Origin of the sequence: Curtobacterium sp. MCBD17_034, assembly GCF_003234515.1 — a bacterium.
Taxonomy (GTDB): domain Bacteria; phylum Actinomycetota; class Actinomycetes; order Actinomycetales; family Microbacteriaceae; genus Curtobacterium.
In genome coordinates this window covers 1-19,028 of record NZ_QKTN01000008.1, presented here as the reverse complement: position 1 = coordinate 19,028, position 19,028 = coordinate 1, and the positions used below count along the sequence as shown (strand labels likewise).

Annotated in this window: 17 protein-coding genes; 11 read left to right on the top strand and 6 right to left on the bottom strand. The window is 72.1% G+C overall.

The annotated features are described in order from the left end of the window. The first annotated feature begins 46 nt into the window (after nt 1-46). Entirely contained in the window at nt 47-751 is a 705-nt protein-coding gene (locus tag DEI92_RS13045; protein ID WP_111009935.1) for a hypothetical protein, read from the top strand. Here the strand turns inward: DEI92_RS13045 and DEI92_RS13040 are convergent. The 3 genes from DEI92_RS13040 to pepN form a co-directional block, all read right to left on the bottom strand. Next, the gene (locus DEI92_RS13040; RefSeq protein ID WP_111009933.1) at nt 720-1,235 is read right to left on the bottom strand and encodes a globin; all 516 of its coding nucleotides are present in this window, start codon (nt 1,233-1,235) and stop codon (nt 720-722) included. The two genes, DEI92_RS13045 and DEI92_RS13040, sit on opposite strands and share 32 nt — an antisense overlap. Next, nucleotides 1,232-2,269, bottom strand: coding sequence for a mechanosensitive ion channel family protein (locus tag DEI92_RS13035; RefSeq protein WP_111009932.1), 1,038 nt, complete (start codon nt 2,267-2,269; stop codon nt 1,232-1,234). Before DEI92_RS13035 ends, DEI92_RS13040 begins: the two co-directional genes overlap by 4 nt. A 186-nt stretch (nt 2,270-2,455) precedes the next feature. After that, nucleotides 2,456-5,047 carry an aminopeptidase N gene (pepN, locus tag DEI92_RS13030; protein ID WP_111013872.1) on the bottom strand — a complete coding sequence of 864 codons (2,592 nt, stop codon included), beginning with the start codon at nt 5,045-5,047 and terminating at the stop codon, nt 2,456-2,458. 113 nt (nt 5,048-5,160) lie between these two features. Here pepN and DEI92_RS13025 point away from each other — a divergent pair, with 113 nt between their 5' ends. After that, nucleotides 5,161-5,802, top strand: a complete 642-nt coding sequence (locus tag DEI92_RS13025) for a DsbA family protein (protein ID WP_111013790.1) — start codon at nt 5,161-5,163, stop codon at nt 5,800-5,802. Nucleotides 5,803-5,962: 160 nt separating this feature from the next. Here the strand turns inward: DEI92_RS13025 and DEI92_RS13020 are convergent, their stop codons facing one another. Then, the gene (locus tag DEI92_RS13020) at nt 5,963-6,475 is read right to left on the bottom strand and encodes a GNAT family N-acetyltransferase (protein WP_111013789.1); all 513 of its coding nucleotides are present in this window, start codon (nt 6,473-6,475) and stop codon (nt 5,963-5,965) included. A 75-nt stretch (nt 6,476-6,550) separates the two neighbouring features. Here DEI92_RS13020 and DEI92_RS13015 point away from each other — a divergent pair, with 75 nt between their 5' ends. Next, nucleotides 6,551-7,039: a ribose-5-phosphate isomerase gene (locus DEI92_RS13015; RefSeq protein ID WP_111009926.1), complete on the top strand. Its 489-nt coding sequence runs from the start codon at nt 6,551-6,553 to the stop codon at nt 7,037-7,039. A gap of 9 nt (nt 7,040-7,048) precedes the next feature. Further along, nucleotides 7,049-8,023: an Fpg/Nei family DNA glycosylase gene (locus tag DEI92_RS13010; protein WP_111013788.1), complete on the top strand. Its 975-nt coding sequence runs from the start codon at nt 7,049-7,051 to the stop codon at nt 8,021-8,023. Between the two features lie 122 nt (nt 8,024-8,145). Here the strand turns inward: DEI92_RS13010 and DEI92_RS13005 are convergent, their stop codons facing one another. Both DEI92_RS13005 and DEI92_RS13000 read right to left on the bottom strand, forming a co-directional pair. Next, a complete protein-coding gene (locus DEI92_RS13005; protein WP_220037499.1) occupies nt 8,146-9,651 on the bottom strand; it encodes an amidohydrolase in 1,506 nt (501 codons plus the stop codon). Continuing rightward, entirely contained in the window at nt 9,648-10,337 is a 690-nt protein-coding gene (locus DEI92_RS13000; protein ID WP_111013787.1) for an FMN-binding negative transcriptional regulator, read from the bottom strand. The genes DEI92_RS13005 and DEI92_RS13000 overlap by 4 nt, the downstream gene beginning before the upstream one ends. Nucleotides 10,338-10,557: 220 nt before the next feature. Here DEI92_RS13000 and DEI92_RS12995 point away from each other — a divergent pair, with 220 nt between their 5' ends. From DEI92_RS12995 to nikE, 7 genes are all read left to right on the top strand, one after another. Next, nucleotides 10,558-12,162, top strand: coding sequence for an ABC transporter substrate-binding protein (locus DEI92_RS12995; protein WP_258370198.1), 1,605 nt, complete (start codon nt 10,558-10,560; stop codon nt 12,160-12,162). Next, complete coding sequence (locus DEI92_RS12990; RefSeq protein WP_111013786.1) at nt 12,159-13,655, top strand: M14 family zinc carboxypeptidase; 1,497 nt, start codon at nt 12,159-12,161, stop codon at nt 13,653-13,655. The genes DEI92_RS12995 and DEI92_RS12990 overlap by 4 nt, the downstream gene beginning before the upstream one ends. Further along, on the top strand, nt 13,655-14,584 hold the full coding sequence (locus DEI92_RS12985) for an ABC transporter permease (RefSeq protein ID WP_111009919.1): 930 nt from the start codon (nt 13,655-13,657) through the stop codon (nt 14,582-14,584). Before DEI92_RS12990 ends, DEI92_RS12985 begins: the two co-directional genes overlap by 1 nt. Then, entirely contained in the window at nt 14,581-15,471 is an 891-nt protein-coding gene (locus DEI92_RS12980) for an ABC transporter permease (protein ID WP_111013785.1), read from the top strand. The genes DEI92_RS12985 and DEI92_RS12980 overlap by 4 nt, the downstream gene beginning before the upstream one ends. A gap of 28 nt (nt 15,472-15,499) precedes the next feature. After that, nucleotides 15,500-16,936 (top strand): serine hydrolase, encoded by a 1,437-nt coding sequence (locus DEI92_RS12975; protein WP_111013784.1) that lies wholly within the window; start codon nt 15,500-15,502, stop codon nt 16,934-16,936. 13 nt (nt 16,937-16,949) lie between these two features. Next, the gene (locus DEI92_RS12970) at nt 16,950-17,504 is read left to right on the top strand and encodes a GbsR/MarR family transcriptional regulator (RefSeq protein ID WP_181434902.1); all 555 of its coding nucleotides are present in this window, start codon (nt 16,950-16,952) and stop codon (nt 17,502-17,504) included. Further along, nucleotides 17,501-19,028, top strand: a 1,528-nt coding sequence (gene nikE, locus DEI92_RS12965; RefSeq protein WP_111013783.1) for an ABC transporter ATP-binding protein, incomplete at its 3' end; no start/stop codon positions are given. The genes DEI92_RS12970 and nikE, both read left to right, overlap by 4 nt.

The window sequence follows — 19,028 nt, the reverse complement described above, 5'->3', positions numbered from 1 at the left end:
GGTGCCCCAGCGGTCCGCGGGCGCGGTCCGTTATCCTCGACCGTTGATGAGCCCGTCGTTCACGCTTCCCGACACCACCTCCCTCGGCGACCTCCGCACCTACCTGGGGCGGGCCTCCCGGGTGGAGGACGGATCGGTGCGGCTCATCGCCGGTGGCGGCGTCCTCGCCGTCTACACGGCGATCCTCTACCCGGTCGGGTTGCTCGACGAGGTGCCGACGGTGCTCGGACTCCGGACGTTCGCGCTGGCCGACCCGGTCGAGTTCGACGCCGTCGTCCCGATCGCGTCGTTCGTCCACCGGCTCGACGCGCTCGTCGAGGAGCACCGCTCCGCCGAGGAACGCGGACTGGACCCGACCGCGGCGACCGCCGTCACGGCTGAGCTCCCGCTCGAGGTCCACACCGTGACCTGGGCCGCGATCTCGCCGCCCCGCGGTGGCTGGGTCGCGCAGCTCGACATCGATGCCCGCACGCTCCGCCGGGTCGCGCGCGAGGGCATGGCCGAGGTGGCAGAAGCCGTCCCGACGGCCGCCGGCGACGCCGTCGTGCGCCGCGTCCGCGCCGAGGTCTGGGGAAGGCCCGTCAACGGTGAGGAGCACCTGCCCGCTGGAGCCGCGTTCGCGGCCGAGAGCCTCGGGTTCCTGGCCGAGGGTGAACCCGTCCGTCTGTTCGAGACGGGGCCGTGGAGCCGCCTGACGACGACCCGCGGCCACGTGCTCGTCAAGCGTCGGGCGTGGAGCCTGTCCCGCTGACGTCGCCCGCGGCGTTCACCATGGCGTGCGCCGCGCGCTCGAGGTACGCCCAGAGCATCGCCTCGTCCATCGGAGCGAGGTCGAGACCGTCGACGGCGGCGCGCATGTGCCGCAACCAGCGGTCCCGCGCATCCGGGGTCACGCGGAACGGCATGTGCCGCATCCGCAGCCGCGGGTGCCCGCGCTCCTCCGAGTAGGTCGTCGGTCCGCCCCAGTACTGCTGGAGGAACAGGGAGAGTCGCGAGATCGCGCCCTCCAGGTCCTCGGCCGGGTACATCGGCCAGATGACGGGGTCGCTCTGGACACCCTCGTAGAAGGCACGGACGAGCCGGTCGAACGTCGGGGCGCCGCCGATCCGGTGGAAGAGCTCGCCGCCCGGGGTCACGCCGCCCGAGCCGACGCGGAGCGTGATCGGCTGCGGCCCGACGCCGACGCCGGGGCGCTCGGTGCCGTGAGCGGGGCGCTCGGTGCCGTCGCCGCTCATGCCGGGTCCCGGGGCGCCGTGGCCTTCTTGCGGGACGGTCGGGTGACGGGCGTCGGATGCGTGCGCGGGGGTCGAGCGCCGTTGATCGAGGTGGCGTTCTCCCATCCGGCGGGCATGATCATCGCCATGGCGGGCAGCGTCACGCCGAGGTCGTCGACCGCCTTCTTGAGGCGGACCCGGAGCTCCCGGCCGACGGCGTCGAGTTCGGCAGCGCGCGTCTTGATGACGAGCCGGAACACCATCGCACCGTCGGTGATCGTCTGGAGGCCCCAGATCTCCGGCTTCTCGACGATGCGCTGCCGCCAGCGGGTCTCCTGCGCCATCGCCACCGCCGCGCCGAGCAGTGCGTCCTCGACGGCGTCGATGTCCGTCTCGTACGGGACGGTGACGTCGACGAGGACGCGGGACCATCCCTGCGACATGTTCCCGACGCGGAGGATCTGCCCGTTCGGTACGAACCAGAGGATCCCGTTGACGTCACGGACCTGCATGACCCGCAGGCCGACGTTCTCGACCACGCCGGTGGCCTGACCCGTGTCGACGACGTCACCGACGCCGGCTTGGTCCTCGATGATCATGAAGATCCCGGACAGCAGGTCCTTGACGATGCTCTGCGCCCCGACGGCGAGGCCCGCGGCGACCACCGACGCCCCCGCGACGAGCCCCAGCAGGTTCGCGCCGAACTGGCTGGCGATGATGACGAGCGCCACGACGGCGATCACCACGGTGGCGACGTTCTCGAGCACGCTGCCGAGCGTCCGGGTGCGCTGGATCACACGCGCGGTCTGCAGGGGCGACGCGATGAGGGCCTGCGTGTCCTCGACGTTCTGCCGACGCTTCACACCGTTGACGATGCGGTCGACGAGGTTCCGGATGACCCGGCGCAGGAACAGTCGCAGGACGACAGCGAGGACCACGACGATCACGATCGTGATCGCCGTGTGCCAGGTGTCGACGAACTGCGTGAAGGCGTTCGTCACGATGGTCTTCGCTTCGTCGGTGGGGGATGGGGTCGATGTCGCGGCGAGGAGCATGGTCCGAGCGATGGTAGGGGATGGACCTCGGCCGGACGTTCAGCTGCGCCCGGCCGAGGCGCGGTCACACGGTGTTCTCAGGGGTCCCGAGGCCTGTCACGAGGATGACACCCGGGAGAGGGCCCCAGGAGCGGGCGGAGTACCCGAGAGAGGGGCGGCGGGAGATACCGCCACCCCTCCCGTCGATCAGGCGTCGGCCGCCTGGACCGCGAGCGCCCGCTCGACACCGGCGAGGTTCTCGACGACCAGGCGGCGGAGCGCCGGGGTCTCCGGGTGGGTGTCGAGCCATGCCTGCGTGGCGTCGCGGAGTTCGACGCTCGCGAGCGGCGCCGGGTAGAGGCCCGCCACCAGGGTCTCCGCGATGTGGTAGGTCCGGTTGGCCCAGATCTCGGTCAGGGCGTCGAAGTACCGCGACACGATGCCCTCGAGCGCGACGGGCGTGAGGACGTGCTGGTACCCGACCGCGGTCTGCCGCACGATCGCGTTCGGCAGGGCGTCGGAGTCGACGAGCGACGAGAACGCGGTGAGCTTGCCCTCGGCGGTGGGGATGGTCGCCCGCGCGCGCGCCGCGGCCTGCTCACCGTTCGCCGTCGGGTCGGCGGCGAGCTCCGTGGCGATCTCGGACTCGCCCGCGGCGCCGTTGAGCACGAGCCCCTCGAGCAACTCCCAGCGCAGGTCCGTGTCGATCGTCAGGTCGTTGAGCAGGACGTCACCGCTCCGGAGCCCCTGCAGCGTGGCGACGTGCTCCGGGGTCGACGCGATCTGCGCGAAGAACTTGACGAACTGGAACTGGGCGTCGGATCCGGCCTCCGCCGTCGCCGCCAGCTGCCAGAGGGCGTCGCCGACCTCGCGGACGGCGGCCTCTCGCTTCGCGGGCGCGACGTAGCTCCGGGCGGCCAGGAGCAGCTGCGACAGCGTGGTCCGGATGGTCGTCGACTCGGTCTCGGTGGCGATGTTGCCGAGGACCAGGCGGACGTAGTCGCTCGCCGGCGCTTCGGCGTCGCGGGTGGCGTCCCACACCGCACCCCAGACGATGGACCGGGCGAGCGGGTTCGCGATGGCGGCCAGGTGTTCCACCGCCGTGCGGCGCGAGTCCTCGTCGAGGCGGATCTTGGCGTACGCCAGGTCGTCGTCGTTGAGCAGCACGAGGTCCCCGCGGTGCACGCCGACGAGCTCCGGGACCTCGGTCCGCGGGCCGTCGACGTCGATCTCGATGCGGTGCGTGCGCTCGAGCTTGCCACCGGCGGACGCGGCGTTCGCGCCGAACGGGTGGACGGCCTCCTCGTGGGCGTCGCCGCCGAACGCGTACACGCCGATGGCGAGGCGATGGGGACGCAGCGTCGGGTGGTCGCTCGGGGCCTCCTGGAGCACCGCGAACGCGGTGATCACGCCGTCGTCGTCCGTCGTGAACTCGGGACGGAGCGTGTTCACCCCGGCCGTCTCGAGCCAGACGCTCGACCAGTCGGAGAGGTCTCGGCCGCTCGTGACCTCGAGCTCGGCAAGCAGGTCGCGCAGCTCGGTGTTGCCGTGCGCGTGCTTCTTGAAGTAGGCCGAGACGCCGGCGAAGAAGGCGTCGATCCCGACCCAGGCGACGAGCTGCTTGAGGACCGAGCCGCCCTTCGCGTACGTGATGCCGTCGAAGTTGACCTGGACGTCCTCGAGGTCGTTGATGGTGGCCACGACGGGGTGGGTCGACGGGAGCTGGTCCTGCCGGTAGGCCCAGGACTTCTCCATCGCCTGGAACGTCGTCCAGGCCTCGGTCCACTCGGTGGCCTCGGCGGTCGCGATCGTCGAGGCCCACTCCGCGAAGGACTCGTTGAGCCAGAGGTCGTTCCACCACTTCATCGTGACCAGGTCGCCGAACCACATGTGCGCGAGCTCGTGCAGGATCGTGACGACGCGGCGCTCCTTGATCGCATCGGTCACCTTCGAGCGGAACACGTAGGTCTCGGTGAACGTCACGGCACCGGCGTTCTCCATGGCCCCCGCGTTGAACTCGGGCACGAAGAGCTGGTCGTACTTGTCGAAGGGGTAGGCGACGTCGAACTTGTCCTCGTAGTAGGCGAAGCCCTTGCGGGTCGTCTCGAAGACGTACTCGGGGTCGAGGTACTCGGCGAGCGACTGCCGGGCGAAGATCCCGAGCGGGATGGTGCGGCCGTCGCGGCTCGTCAGTTCGCTGCGGACCACGGTGTACGGGCCCGCGATGAGCGCGGTGATGTAGCTCGAGATCCGCGAGGTCGGAGCGAACGTCCACGTCGCGACGTCGCCGTCGACGCGGGGTTCGGGGGTCGGCGAGTTCGACACGACCTGCCAACGAGACGGCGCGGTGACCGTGAACGCGAACGTCGCCTTGAGGTCGGGCTGCTCGAACACGGTGAACATCCGGCGCGAGTCCGGGACCTCGAACTGGGAGTAGAGGTAGACCTCGCCGTCGACGGGGTCGACGAAGCGGTGCAGGCCCTCGCCCGTGTTGGTGTACCGCATGTCGGCGACGACGGTGAGCTCGTTCTCGGCCTGGAGATCGTCGAGGCGGATGCGCACGCCGTCGTTGACGTCCGCCACGTCGAGCGCGGTGCCGTTCAGTGTGACCGCGTGCACGGCCGCGGTGATCGCGTCGATGAACGTCGCGGCACCCGGCGTCGCGGAGAACCGCACGGTCGTGGTGCTCCCGAAGGTCTCGTCACCCCGTGTCAGGTCGAGGTCGACCTCGTAGGCGGCGACGTCGACGACGGCCGCACGCTCCTGGGCTTCGATTCGGGTGAGGTTCTCTCCGGGCACGGGCCGCTCCATCCTTCTGCGAGCGCGCAGGCGTCGTGGGCCCGGCGCGTCGGGGGTGTCGTCGCCGTCGATGGCGACCCGTCAACCCTACCGACGCGCGTAGTGTCACCGGCATGACGGACACCGCTGTGGACAGCTCCCCGACGACCCCGACCGCTGTGGACTTCTGGTTCGACCCCACGTGTCCCTGGGCGTGGATGACGAGCCGCTGGGTGGGCGAGGTCGAGCAGCACCGCGACCTCGACGTCACGTGGCACGTCATGAGCCTGTTCGTCCTCAACGAGGGCCAGGACATCCCCGAGAACTACAAGGAGGCGCTCGACCGGAACCAGGTGTACTCGCGGCTCGTCACCGCGGCGCGCCTCCGCCACGGCCAGGACGTCGTCAAGCGCCTCTACGACGCCCTCGGCGAGCACATCCACCACCGTCAGGAGAAGGACCCGCAGCAGGTCGTGCCCACCGTCCTGGAGGAGCTCGGACTCGAGGCCGATCTCGCCGACGCCGCGTGGACCGACGAGACCGACGCCGCGATGCGCGAGAGCCACCGCGACGGCATCGAGCGGGTCGGCCAGGACGTCGGCACCCCGGTGATCGCCGTCGAGGGCACCGCGTTCTTCGGCCCCGTCATCTCGCCCGCCCCGAAGGGCCAGCAGGCGCTCGACCTGTGGGACGGCGTCGTCGCGGCGGCCCGGTACCCCGGCTTCTTCGAGCTCAAGCGCTCCCGCACCGTCGGCCCGATCTTCGACACCGTCTGACGCGGCCGCCGTCGGCCGGGAGGCGCGGGTCGGTCCCGCCCCGTCCCTCCCGGCCGCCCCTGGCCGGCCTCCGGAGTCGCCGAGATCGCAGAACACGCCGCTCACGGATGGACGTGAGCGGCGTGTTCTGCGATCTCGGCGGAGGGTCGGGCCCACCCCGTCAGGCCAGGGCTCGCCGCATGACGACGAGGTCGTGCCACCGGTCGAACTTGCGGCCGACCTCGCGCACGGTGGCGACGTGCTCGAACCCGAACCGTTCGTGCAGGCGGATCGACGCGGCGTTGTCCGAGGCGATGTCGGCGATCATGACGTGTCGTCCGTCCCGGACAGCATGGTCGATCGCGGCCCCGAGGAGCGTCGACGCGATGCCCCGGCCGTGGAACCGCGCGTCGAGGTAGATGCTGTCCTCGACGGTCCACCGGTAGCCCGGGTTCTCGCGCCACGGCCCGTAGGTGACGTAGCCCGCGACCGCACCGTCGGCCTCGGCGACGAACACCGGGAACCCGTCGCGGCGGCGCTCCGCCAGCCAGTCGTCGAACCACGCGCGGGGGAGCGGTTCGTCGCGCCAGATCGCCGTGGAGTGCAGGACGGCCTCGCGGTGGAGCGCGTGCACGACGTCGAGGTCGTCCGGCTCGGCATGCCGCACGACGACGTCCGGCGGGGTCGTGGTCATGCCTCGATGCTAGGGGCCGGCAGCACGCCGGACCGGCCCGGAGCGGCGTCTGCGCCCGGGAATAGGATCGCAGGCATGCGCATCCACCTCGGCACGGACCACGCCGGCCTCGACTTCTCGCACACGCTCGCCCAGCACCTCACCGAGGCCGGCCACGAGGTCGTCGACCATGGTCCCGCCGAGTACGACCCGCTCGACGACTACCCCTCGTTCTGCATCAACGCCGCGTCGGCCGTCGTGCGCGACCAGCGTGCGGGCGTGCAGGCCCTCGGCGTCGTGTTCGGTGGGTCGGGCAACGGCGAGCAGATCGCCGCCAACAAGGTCGAGGGTGTGCGCGCCGCGCTCGTGTGGAACGAGTCGACCGCGCTGCTGGCCCGGCAGCACAACGACGCGAACGTCATCTCGATCGGTGCCCGCCAGCACACCGAGGCCGAGGCCATCCGCTTCGTCGACCTGTTCATCGCCGAGCCGTTCTCGGGCGAGGAGCGCCACGCGCGTCGCATCGCGCAGCTCGCCGAGTACGAGACCACCGGCACGATCGCCGGCAAGCAGATCGACGCCTGAGCCGTCCCGATGCCCGAGGGTCACTCCATCCACCGCATCGCGCGGCAGTTCTCCCTGCACTTCGTGGGGCAGCGCTGCAGCGTGTCGAGCCCACAGGGGCGGTTCGCGGCCGGCGCCGCCCAGCTCGACGGCCGCGTGATGACCGGGGCGACGGCGGTGGCCAAGCAGATGTTCCTCGAGTTCGAGGGCGGCCTGTTCCTCCGCGTGCACCTCGGCCTCTACGGTGCGTGGGACTTCGCCGGCGAGATATCGACCGACGCCACGATGGCGAGCGCGAACGGCCGGATCGGGCAGACCAACCAGCGCGGGACGATCGTCGACGCCGCGGGCGAGGACTCCCTGGCCAGCATCGGGGCACCCCGCCGCTCGCGCTACCGCATGGCGGAGCAGGAGCACGAGGAGACCCCGATCGAGGCCTTCCCGCCCGAGCCGGTCGGCCAGGTGCGGGTCCGGATCCTCACGGACACCGCCGTCGCCGACCTCCGTGGGCCGACCGCGTGCGTCGTCGAGACGGCGGAGGAGATCCAGCGCGCCATCGACAAGCTCGGCCCGGACCCCATGGTCGACGACGGCCCCGAGGCCGAGCAGCGGTTCGTGGACGGCGTGCGGCGGCGGAACGTCCCGATCGGGCAGCTGCTCATGGACCAGTCGGTCGTCAGCGGCATCGGGAACGTCTACCGGGCGGAGCTGTTGTTCCGCGCCCGCCTCGACCCGTACAAGCCGGGCAAGCAGGTCACCGACGAGCAGGCACGGGCCCTCTGGCGGGACTGGTCGAAGCTCCTGCACGACGGCGTCCGCGTCGGTCAGATGATGACGATGGACGACCTGACCCCCGAGGAGTACGACGCCGCGCTCCGCAGCCGGGACGACCGCCACTGGGTGTACCACCGCGCCGGGCTGCCCTGCCGCGTGTGCGGGACGAACATCGCGATGGCGATGATGGCGGGCCGCAAGCTCTACTGGTGCCCGGTCGACCAGACCTGACCCGGTCCGCACCGCAGCGGCCCCGCTCGGCGCCGGCCCCGCTCGGCGCCGGCCCCGCTCGGCGCCGGCCCCGCTCGGCGCCGGCCCCGGTCGGCGCCGGCCCCGCTCGGCGCCGGCCCCGCTCAGCGGTCCAGGTACGTCCAGCGCCCCGCGACCGCGGTCCCCAGGACGCGCATCGACCGGAGCGCACCGGACGACGCCGCGAGCGGGTCCGATGCCACGAGCACGAGGTCCGCGACGTCGCCGACGGCGACCGTGGTGCGGCCGTCGGTCGACGCCGTCCACGCGGTCAGCTGGTCGATGCGCTGTTCCGGGTGCCACGCCTCCCGGCCGTCGCGGTCCCGACCGACCGCCGCCGCCATCGACACCCACGGATCGAGCGGCGCGACGGGGGCGTCGGACCCGAGGCGGAGGCGCGCCCCGGCCTCGCGGAGTGTGCGCAACACGAACGCGCGGTCGGTCCGGCCGGCCCAGTAGCGGTCCGCCACGTCGCGGTCGTCCATCGCGTGCTCCGGCTGCACGCTCGCGTCGACGCCGAGTCGAGCGAACCGGGCGACGTCGGCGGGGCGCAGGAGCTGCGCGTGCTCGATGGACCCGCGGACCCCGACCTGCTCGAACACGTCGAGCGCCAGGGCGTTCGCCCGGTCGCCGATGGCGTGCACCGCGGGGACGAGCCCGCCGTCGGCGGCGCGGCGCACGAGCGCGCGGACCTCGTCCGGCGTGAACGCGAGGACCCCGAGTGCGTCGTGCCCGTGCAGCCCCGCGTAGGGCTCGTCGACCGCGGCGGTGCGGGTGTTGAGCGAACCGTCGGTGATCACCTTGAACGGCCCCATGGTCACCAGGCCGAGGGTTCCCGGGACGACATCCCCCGTCCGCAGCCCGCGGTCGAGCACCGCGTCGAGCTCCTGGGGGTAGACGCCGGATCGGACCCGGATGCCGTCGATGCCGGCGCGGACGCGGCGCGTCCAGCGGTCGAGCCCGAACCGCATCTCGAGGTCGACGACCCCGACGACGCCCCGACCGCTCGCCGCCTCGACGGCGTCGGCGACGTAGTCGTCGAGCACCGCGTCGGGCACGCGGGAGATCGCCGTGCTGACGTCGAACGCGTCCTGCTCGCGGAGCAGCCCGGTCGGATGGGTCACGAGGGGCCGGTCGAGCAGGTCGCCGTACCGCGCGAGTGCGATCCCGTTGCACCACACCGCGTGCAGGTCACCGCTGACGACGACGACCGGGAGGCCCGGTGCGGCCCGGTCGAGCAGGTCACGGTGGGCGGCGTCCGGCCAGAGCCCGTCCCGGAACCCGTAGCCGATGAGGACGTCGTCGGGCGGGGCGCTCCGCGCGGCGTCGGCGATGACCGCGGCGACGCCGGCGGCGCTCGTGCATGCCGAGACGTCGACCCGGCGCCGGACGAGCGCCCACTGGTCGAAGTGCGTGTGGTGGTCCCACAGCCCGGGGCCGAGCCAGGCACCGTCCGCGTCGACGACGTCCTCGAGGTCGGCCGTGGGCGTGGTGGACTCGATGACGCCGGCCGGTGCGAGGGCGGCGATCCGGCCCTCCCGGACGAGCACGTCGGCGGAGGCGCCCGCGGTCCCGATGCGCCGGACGTGGCGGATGAGGGTCCCGGTCACGTGCGGTCCGTCCCGGGGGCCGGTTCCGGCGCGGGCCGGTCCTCGGGATCCGGCGCGGCCGTGGCACGGTCACGGACGCGACGCATCTCCGCGGCGAGCGCCGGGTGTCCGTACGGCCCGGGGGACTCGAGCCCGGCGATGACGTCGTCGACGACCTCGGGCGCCTTGTTCTGACTGAGCTTGGCGCGCGCCTCGAACCGCGTCACCCGGATCCGGATCCCCACGGTGCCCCGGGCGATGCGGCGGGCGGCGTCCTCGTCGACGTCGAGGCCGACCGGCGACGGCATGCGCCGCTCGAAGTGGTCGACGAGCTCCCCCAGCACACGGAAGTTCTCCTCGTCGGACAGGATCTCGGGCGTGCCCCACAGATGGGCGGTCACGTGGTTCCAGGTGGGCACGAACTGCTGGGCCGGGTACCAGGCGGGCGAGACGTACCCGTGCGGACCCTGCACGATGACGAGGACCTCGTGCCGTCCGAGTTCGTGGGCGACCTCGTCGGGGCGCCCGACGTGGCTGACCAGGGTGATCTTCGTGGCGTCGTCACCCCGGTCCTCGAGCAGGAACGGGTAGTGCGACGCGACCAGGCCCTCCGTCGTCGCGGACACGATCGTCGCCCACGGGTGCGCGCGGACCAGGCGGCGGACCTCCTCGGGGTCCGTCATCAGGAACGCGGGTGTGTGGCGCATGTCGGACAGCGTCCCACAGGCCCTGCGCGGCCACCACCGGGGCTGTTTCGTCGGTGTTTCGACCTCGTGAAGCTTTCAACGCACAGTGAAAGAAGCCTTGAGTGTGCGCCGCCGTGCTCCCTACCGTGAGCAGCCAAGCCGGCTCCTGCCCGGCCCGGCCGACCGATCCGGCGGCCACAGCAGGCCCGGCGCGACGCGTCGCGGCCCCGCGAGGAGCGAGATGGACATGCGACGGAGTGGCATCGCGGCGGTGGCCGCGGCGGCGGCGTTGGCACTGGTGGCGACCGGGTGTTCGGCGGGCGGTGGGTCCTCGTCGGACGACGCGTCCGGCACGAGCCTCGTGTACGCGACCGGCGTGCCCGACCACCTGACCCCGGGCCGACAGACGGTGGCGTTCGACCAGGTGATGAGCCTGTTCGCGCCGCTCGTCCAGACCGACAGCGACGACCACCTGACGGACCTGGCCGCGAAGAGCGTCAAGAGCGATGACGCCACGACCTGGACCATCACGCTCCGCCACGGCTGGAAGTTCCAGAACGGCGAGACCGTGACGCCCGAGAGCTACGTCCGCGCCTGGAACTACACGGCGTACGCCCCGCACGCGTGGGAGAACAGCGGCGAGCTCGCCGGGATCGTCGGGTACTCCGACCTCAACCCCGCCTCGGGCACGCCGACGACCGACACCATGCGCGGGCTGAAGGTCACCGGCAAGGACACGTTCACCGTCACGCTGACGCACGCCGACAGCCAGTTCCCGCTCCAGCTGAGCCAGGCGCAGACCGCGTTCTACCCGATGCCGAAGGCCGCCTACCGGGACATCAAGGCGTACGACAAGAAGCCGATCGGCAACGGCCCGTACGAGATGACCGAGGCCTGGACGAAGAACAAGGAGTTCACCGTCAGGGCCTGGAGCGGGTACCAGGGCCCGGCGCCGAAGACCGAGCGGGTCACCTACCGCAGCTACAGCGACATGGACACCGCCTACACGGACGTCCTGGCCGGCAACGCGGACGTCCTCTACCTGCCCGCCGACAAGATGACGAGCGCGAAGTCGGACTTCGGGGACCACCTGTACTCGTTCACCTCGCCGGGCATCGACTACCTCGGGTTCCCGCTCTGGGACAAGCGGTACTCCGACCCGCGGATCCGTCAGGCGATCTCGATGTCGATCAACCGCAAGCAGGTGGACAAGGCGATCTACGGCGGACTCTACGAACCCGCGACCGCGCTCACCCCGCCGGTCATGTCCGGAACCCAGGAGGGCATCTGCGGCAAGTACTGCACGTACGACCCCGCGGCCGCCAAGCAGCTCCTCGCCGCGGCGGGCGGGTTCTCCGGCGAGATGGACCTCGTCTACCCCGGCGGCCTCGGACTCGACTCCCTGTACCAGGCGTACGCGAACCAGATCCGCCAGAACCTCGGTGTCGCGAAGGTCGTGGCGAAGCCCACCACGGACTGGGCGTCGTACTACAGCACGCTGACCGCCAAGACGGTCGCCGGACCCCACTTCGGCCACTGGGGCGCCCTGTACACGAGCCAGCAGAACACGCTCCGCGCGCTGTTCACCGCGGCGGGCGGGTGCACGACCTGCGCCGGGTACTACCAGAACGACGACGTCGACCGGCTGCTCGACCAGGCCGACGCCGCATCGACGCAGTCCGCCGCCGATGCCCTGTACAACAAGGCGCAGAAGCGGGTGCTCCAGGACTTCCCGATCGTCCCGACGTTCTTCGACAAGTACTCCTACGTCACGAGCAGCACGGTGACGAAGCTCCCCGAGGTCGCCGGCAGCCCCGTGATCTCGGAGATCCAGGTCAGCAAGTGACCGGCCTCGACACCGCCACGATCGTCGAACACGCCCGCGCGGTCCCGCAGCACACCGGGTTCCCGACGGTGGACGACCTCGTCGCACGGTTCGACCGCCTGGCGGCCGACCACCCCGACGCCGTCACGGTCACCCGCGTCGGCACCAGCCGCCTCGGCGAGCCGATCCACGCCTACCGGGTCGGCCGCGGTGCACGCTCGGCGGTCGTGGTCGGCGGGGTGCACCCGAACGAGCCGATCGGGTCGTGGACCGCGCTGCACCTGGCCCAGAGCGTGCTCACCGACCCGGTGCTCGCGGCGGCCCTCGACACGACGTGGCACATCGTCCCGACGATCGACCCGGACGGCATGCGGCTCAACGAGGCGTGGTTCGACGACCCGACGGACCGCGTGCACTACGCCCGGCACTTCTACCGGCCGGCACCCGACGCCCAGGTCGAGTGGACGTTCCCGACGAACCACAAGGGCGCGTACTTCGACCGGGTCCTGCCCGAGACGCTCGGACTCATGCTGCTCATCGACCGGGTGCGGCCGGACCTGCTCGTGAGCCTGCACAACGGCGAGATGGGCGGCGTCTACTACTACCTCTCCCGCGACGAGCCGGAGGTCATCACCACCCTGCACGCCGTCCCGGCCGCGCTCGGGCTCTCGCTCGACACCGGCGAACCCGAGTCCCCGTACCTGCGGGAGTACGCGCGGTCGGTGTTCGCGATGGGGGAGATCGACGAGGCGTACGACTACTACGAGTCCCTCGGCATCGACCCCGCCGCGTTCATCGGTGGGTCGTCGTCGTCCTCGTGGGCGGGGCGCCACGGCACGCTCTCGCTCGTGGCCGAACTGCCGTACTGGCAGCACCCGGACGCCGACGACGACACGGCGACGGGCGAGTCCTACGCCGACCTCGTCCGTCGGACCGCCGACGCCATGGCGGTCACCGGTTCCGTCCTCGATCAGGTGCTCGACGCCGCGTCCCCGATGCTCACCATCGCGACCCCGTTCCTCGAGGCCTCGCGCGCCTTCGTCCCGATGCTCGCGCGCATGGCGGAGACGGACCGCGCCCGGGCCGACCGCGAGCCGCCGGGGCGGATGGCCACGGTCGCCGAGCGGTTCGGCCTCGAGGACCTCGTGCGGTGCTTCCGGCTCCGCTACGGCGGCATGCTCCTCCGTGCGATCGAGGCCGAGACCACCGCGGGCACGGCGCCCGTGGCGCTCCGTCGCCTCCGCGACCGCCTCGTCGAGCAGTACGCGACGTGGCAGGCCGAGGCGGGGACCGGAGCGGAGCAGCCGATCCCGCTCGCCGCGCTCGTCGGCGTGCAGTACGGCGCGGTCCTCGCTGCGGCGTCGCATCTCGCACGCACGCTCGGCCCGGCGGCGGGCGGCGGCGACGGACCGGCGGCCGGCTCTTCGGCGGAGGCAGACCCAGGGGCGGACGCCGGCGACGGGGCCGCCCGCAGCCGCGCCTCCCGACCGGTGGGCGTGCCGGGAGGCGCGTGATGCGGACCGCGCTCGTCGTCGGCCGCCGACTCGGTGGCCTGCTCATCGTGTTCCTCGGGGTGACGTTCCTCATCTACGCGATGACGTTCGCGCTCCCCGGTGACCCGATCAAGGCGCTCGGCGGCGACCGGCCGCTCAGTGACGCGGTCGTGCACGCGCTGCGGGCCGAGTACCACCTCGACGAGCCACTGTGGGAGCAGTACCTCCGCTACCTCGGCGGCCTGCTCCACGGCGACTTCGGCACGGACTTCGACGGCGAGAGCGTCGGCTCGGAGATGGCCGCGCGGTGGCCAGTGACGATCGCACTCGCGCTCACCGCCTGGCTGTTCGAGATCGTCCTCGGCATCGGACTCGGCGTCGTGTCGGCGCTCCGGCGGGGCACCGTGCTCGACCGGACGGTGCTCATCGGCACGATCGTCATCGGCGCCGTGCCGGTGTTCGTGCTCGGCGTCGGCGCACAACTCGTGTTCTCCGTGCGGCTCCGGTGGTTCCCGGTCGCCGGGGTCACCGCGGGGTGGCCGTTCGCCTACGTCCTGCCCGCCCTCGTCATCGCGGTCTTCGGTCTCGCGGCCGTCTCGCGGCTCACGCGGACCAGCGTGCTCGACACCCTCGACGCGGACTTCGTGCGCACCGCCAGGGCCAAGGGGCTCACCCCCGGACGCGTCGTGGGCGTGCACGTCATGCGCAACTCGCTCATCCCGACGGTCACGTACCTGGCGACGGACCTCGGGTACCTGATGGGCGGGACCGTCATCGTCGAGGGCATCTTCAACCTCCCCGGCGTCGGCAACCTGCTGTTCCAGGGGATCCGGTCGCACGAGGGCGCCACGGTCGTCGGGATCTCCACCGCCCTCATCCTCGTGTTCCTGGTGACGAGCGTGCTCGTCGACCTCCTCCACGCCGCCCTCGACCCGCGAGTGAGACGATGACCGACTCCGCGCTCAGCGCCACCCTCGAACCCGTCGTCGCGACGCGTCGTCGTCCGCTCGCCGCGGCCCTCCGCACGCCCGGCTTCTGGGTCCCCGCCGCGGTCCTGGCGCTCGTGCTCCTCATCGCGCTGTTCCCGGCCGTCTTCGCCGGGGTCTTCGGCCACGGCGACCCGCGTGCCTGCGACCTCGGCCGGAGCGGTCACGGCGCGTCCGCCGGGCACCCGTTCGGCTACGACCTGCAGGGCTGCGACGTGTACGCGAACGTCGTGTACGGCACCCGCTCGTCGGTCGCCGTCGGGGTCCTGACGACCGTCCTCGCGATGGTCGTCGCGGTCGTCGTCGGCACGCTCGCCGGCATGAACGGCGGTTGGGTCGACGCCGTCCTCTCCCGCCTCACCGACGTGTTCCTCGGCTTCCCGTTCCTGCTCGGCGCCGTCGTCGTGCTCAACAGCGTCGGCGACCGGAACGTCCTGACGGTGTCGCTCGTGCTCGCCCTCTTCGGCTGGCCGACCATGGCCCGGCTCGTCCGCGGGTCCGTGCGCAGCATCCGGCAGGCCGAGTTCGTGCTCGCCGCCCGCACGATGGGACTCTCGACCTGGCGTATCACGACGCGGTACGTCCTGCCGTCGTCGATCTCGCCGCTGCTCGTCCTCGCGACCATCACGGTCGGTGGGGTCATCGTGTCCGAGTCGTCGCTGACCTACCTCGGCATCGGGCTCGAGGCGCCGGCGATCTCCTGGGGCCTCCAGCTCTCGGCGGCCACCACCCAGTTCCAGCAGGCGCCGCACATGCTCGTGTTCCCCGCCCTGTTCCTCGCGGTCACCGTGCTCAGCGTCATCGGGCTCGGCGATACGCTGCGGACCGCACTCGACCCGCGCCGCCGTTGACGCCGGTCACCGATCAGGAGGTACTCCCTTGACCAACGCCGAACCCTCCGCCGCCGCGCTCGACGCGTACCGCGGCGTCCTCCCGTACATCGCCGACTGGGTCGCGTACAAGGTGTGGCAGCTCCGGGTGCCGGGCGTGCAGGTCGCCGTCGGCTACCAGGGCGAGGTCGTCTGGTCGACCGCCTACGGCTACGCCGATGTGGAGGCCGAGCGCCGGTTGACGGAGCACGACCTGTTCCGCATCGCCTCGCACTCCAAGACCTTCACCGCCACGGCGCTCATGCTGCTCGCCGAGCGGGGGCAGCTCCGTCTCGACGACACCGTGGGCACGTACGTCCCCGCGCTCGTCGACGCGGGGTCGCCGATCGCCGACGCGACCGTCCGCGAGCTCATGGAGCACGGCGCCGGGGTCCTCCGCGACGGACTCGACGGCGACTACTGGTCGCTGGCGCGGCCGTTCCCCGACGAGGACGAACTGCTGGCGCTCGTGCTCGACCAGGGGTCGAAGGTCCCGGTCGGCTCGAGCTTCAACTACTCGAACCTCGGGTACTCGCTGCTCGGCATGGTCGTCGCCGCGGTCTCCGGGCGTCCCTACAACGACTACGTGCGCGAGGAGATCATCGAGCCCCTCGGCCTCCGGGACACCGGGCCGGACTGGGACCCGACCCGGGCGGACGACTTCGTCGTCGGGTACACGGGCTTCCACGTCGACCGCACCCGCTCGCGGCTCCCGCACGTGGACACGCGCGCGATGGCCTCGGCGACCGGGTTCCACGGCACGGCCGAGGACCTCGTCCGGTACTTCTCCGCGCACGTCATCGGGCAGGGCGAGCTCCTGTCCGACCACGCCAAGCGTCAGGCGCAGCGTCGGGCGTGGACCGCCGAGGACGACCCGGCGTCGCGCGGGTACGGCATGGGGTTCATCGTCGACCGCGTGGCCGGGCACGACGTCCGTGGACACTCGGGCGGGTTCCCCGGGCACATCACGCAGTCGCTGTTCGACCCGACGTCGTCGCTCGTCATCTCGGTCATGACGAACGCCGCGGCCGGACCCGCGACCCTGCTCGCCCAGGGCATCCTCCGGCTGCTCGACGCCGCCGCGGACACGGCGGCCCCGGGCGACGCGCTCTCGGACGCCCCCGACGACGTGGACGTCGACACCCTGACCGGTCGGTTCGCGAACCCGTGGGGCGTCGTGGACATCGCCCGGATCGGCGACCGCCTGCTCGAGATCGACCCCTCGGCGCCCGGGCCGCTCGACAGCGTCACGCGCCTCACCGTCACCGGGCCGGACACCGTGCGCATGAGTTCCGGCAACCGGTTCGGCTCCGTCGACGAGGACATCCGGTACACCCGCGACGACGACGGCACGGTGACCGCGATCCGGGCGGGCGGGGGCATGTCGATGACGCCCTGGGCCGTCCCGGGCGACGAGTCGCCGGCGGTCGCCGCCGGACTCGCCTGAGCACGGGACACGGATGAGCACGGACGAGCGGACCCCCGCCGACGCCACCGGTGTCGGCCCGGTCCTCGACCCCGCCCGCCAGGCGTTCGTCGAGGAGTTCGCGATCATGCTCCAGGGGTCGGGGTTCCCGCTCATGGACGGACGCGTGCTCGCGTACCTCATCATGACGCGCGCGCCGTACTCGTCGTCGGCGGACATCGCGGCCGGGCTCGAGGCGAGTTCCGGCGCGGTGTCGATGGCCACGCGGCACCTCGTCGTGTCGGGGTTCATCAAGCGGCACTTCGTCCCGGGCGAGCGCAGCCACTACTTCCGCGCCGAGAACGACGTGTGGGGGAGCTGGCTCGCGGGGGAGCGTCGCTACCTCGACCGCGAGCGCGACGTGATCGAGCAGGGTCTCGCGGCACTCGGCGACTCGGACGACCCCGCGGATGCACCGATCCGCGAACGCCTGGTCAACGGACGCGACTACATGACGTGGCTGCACAGCCACCACCGCAAGATGCTCGCGGAGTGGGAGGCGTTCAAGGCCGCCCGCGACGCCGGCACCGACCCCGAGGAGCGACCATGACGACACCGACCGCGTACGACACCGCGACGGACGCACCCGTCCTCGTCGTCGACGGCCTCACCGTCGCGTTCACGGTCGAGGACGAGGAGGTCGTCGCCGTCGACCACGCCTCGTTCACCGTCGGCCGCGGCGAGGTCGTCGCCGTCGTCGGGGAGTCGGGGTCGGGCAAGAGCATGACCGCCATGACGGTCATGGGCATCGCGCCCGAGGGAGCGCGGACGTCGGGAGCGGTCCGACTCGGCGATCTCGACGTCGTCGGCGCGGACGAGCCGACGCTCCGCCGGGTCCGCGGCCGGCGGGTGTCGATGATCTTCCAGGACCCGATGGCCGCGCTCAACCCGGTGTTCTCCATCGGGTTCCAGCTCGCCGAGGCGGTGCGCCGGGCCGACCCGGGCCTCCGCGACCGGGACGCCGTGCGCGTGCGGTGCGTCGAGCTGCTCCGCATGGTCGAGGTGCCGGACCCGGAGCACCGGATCCGGCAGTACCCCCACGAACTGTCCGGGGGCCAGTGCCAGCGCGTCATGATCGCGATGGCGCTCGCCGCGGACCCGGACCTCCTCATCGCGGACGAACCGACGACGGCGCTCGACGTGACGGTGCAGGCCGAGGTGCTCGACGTCCTCCGCCGGCTCCGCGCACGCACCGGGGCGAGCATCCTGCTCATCACCCACGACATGGGCGTCGTGGCGGACCTGGCCGACCGCGTCGTCGTGATGCGCAACGGGCGCGTGGTCGAGACCGGCGACGTCGCGGACGTCTTCCACCACCCTGCCGCCGAGTACACGCGTGAGCTGCTCGCCGCCGTCCCGCGCATGGGCGAGACCGGCCGGGAGGCCGTGCCCACCGCCGTCACGCCCGTCCCGGACGCGGTCCTCGCGGTCCGCGGCCTCGTGGTCGAGTACGGCAGCCGCCTTCGCGGGCGGTTCCGGGCGGTCGACGACGTCACGTTCACGGTGGGGCGTGGTGAGATCGTCGGCCTGGTCGGGGAGTCCGGCAGCGGCAAGACCACGATCGGACGGGCCGCGGTGGGACTCGCACCCATCACCGCCGGCACGGTCACGGTCGGGGGGACGGACGTCGGGACGGCGCGTCGTGCCGACCGGCGTGCGATGCGTCGGCGGGTCGGCGTCGTGTTCCAGAACCCGATGCTCTCGCTGAACCCCCGGTACACGGTCGCGCAGACGATCGCCGAGCCGCTCCGCCACATCCTCGGGCTGGACCCCGCGGAGGTCGACGTGCGCGTCGACCGACTGCTCACCGACGTCGGGCTCGGCCCCGGGTGGCGACACCGGTACCCGCACGAGCTCTCGGGCGGTCAGCGGCAGCGGATCGCGATCGCCCGCGCGGTGGCGCTCGATCCGGCACTCCTCATCGCCGACGAGCCGACGAGCGCCCTCGACGTGTCCGTGCAGGCGCGGGTGCTCGACGTGTTCCGCGAACTGCAGGAGCGCCTGGGGTTCGCCTGCCTCTTCGTGACCCACGACCTCGCCGTCGTCGACTCGCTCTGCGACCGCGTCGTCGTGC

Coding starts and splice junctions, on each gene's coding strand:
- DEI92_RS13045 (WP_111009935.1), top strand. CDS start 47: ATGAGCCCGTCGTTCACGCTTCCCGACACCACCTCCCTCGGCGACCTC.
- DEI92_RS13040 (WP_111009933.1), bottom strand. CDS start 1,235: ATGAGCGGCGACGGCACCGAGCGCCCCGCTCACGGCACCGAGCGCCCC.
- DEI92_RS13035 (WP_111009932.1), bottom strand. CDS start 2,269: ATGCTCCTCGCCGCGACATCGACCCCATCCCCCACCGACGAAGCGAAG.
- DEI92_RS13025 (WP_111013790.1), top strand. CDS start 5,161: ATGACGGACACCGCTGTGGACAGCTCCCCGACGACCCCGACCGCTGTG.
- DEI92_RS13020 (WP_111013789.1), bottom strand. CDS start 6,475: ATGACCACGACCCCGCCGGACGTCGTCGTGCGGCATGCCGAGCCGGAC.
- DEI92_RS13015 (WP_111009926.1), top strand. CDS start 6,551: ATGCGCATCCACCTCGGCACGGACCACGCCGGCCTCGACTTCTCGCAC.
- DEI92_RS13010 (WP_111013788.1), top strand. CDS start 7,049: ATGCCCGAGGGTCACTCCATCCACCGCATCGCGCGGCAGTTCTCCCTG.
- DEI92_RS13000 (WP_111013787.1), bottom strand. CDS start 10,337: ATGCGCCACACACCCGCGTTCCTGATGACGGACCCCGAGGAGGTCCGC.
- DEI92_RS12995 (WP_258370198.1), top strand. CDS start 10,558: ATGGACATGCGACGGAGTGGCATCGCGGCGGTGGCCGCGGCGGCGGCG.
- DEI92_RS12985 (WP_111009919.1), top strand. CDS start 13,655: ATGCGGACCGCGCTCGTCGTCGGCCGCCGACTCGGTGGCCTGCTCATC.
- DEI92_RS12980 (WP_111013785.1), top strand. CDS start 14,581: ATGACCGACTCCGCGCTCAGCGCCACCCTCGAACCCGTCGTCGCGACG.
- DEI92_RS12970 (WP_181434902.1), top strand. CDS start 16,950: ATGAGCACGGACGAGCGGACCCCCGCCGACGCCACCGGTGTCGGCCCG.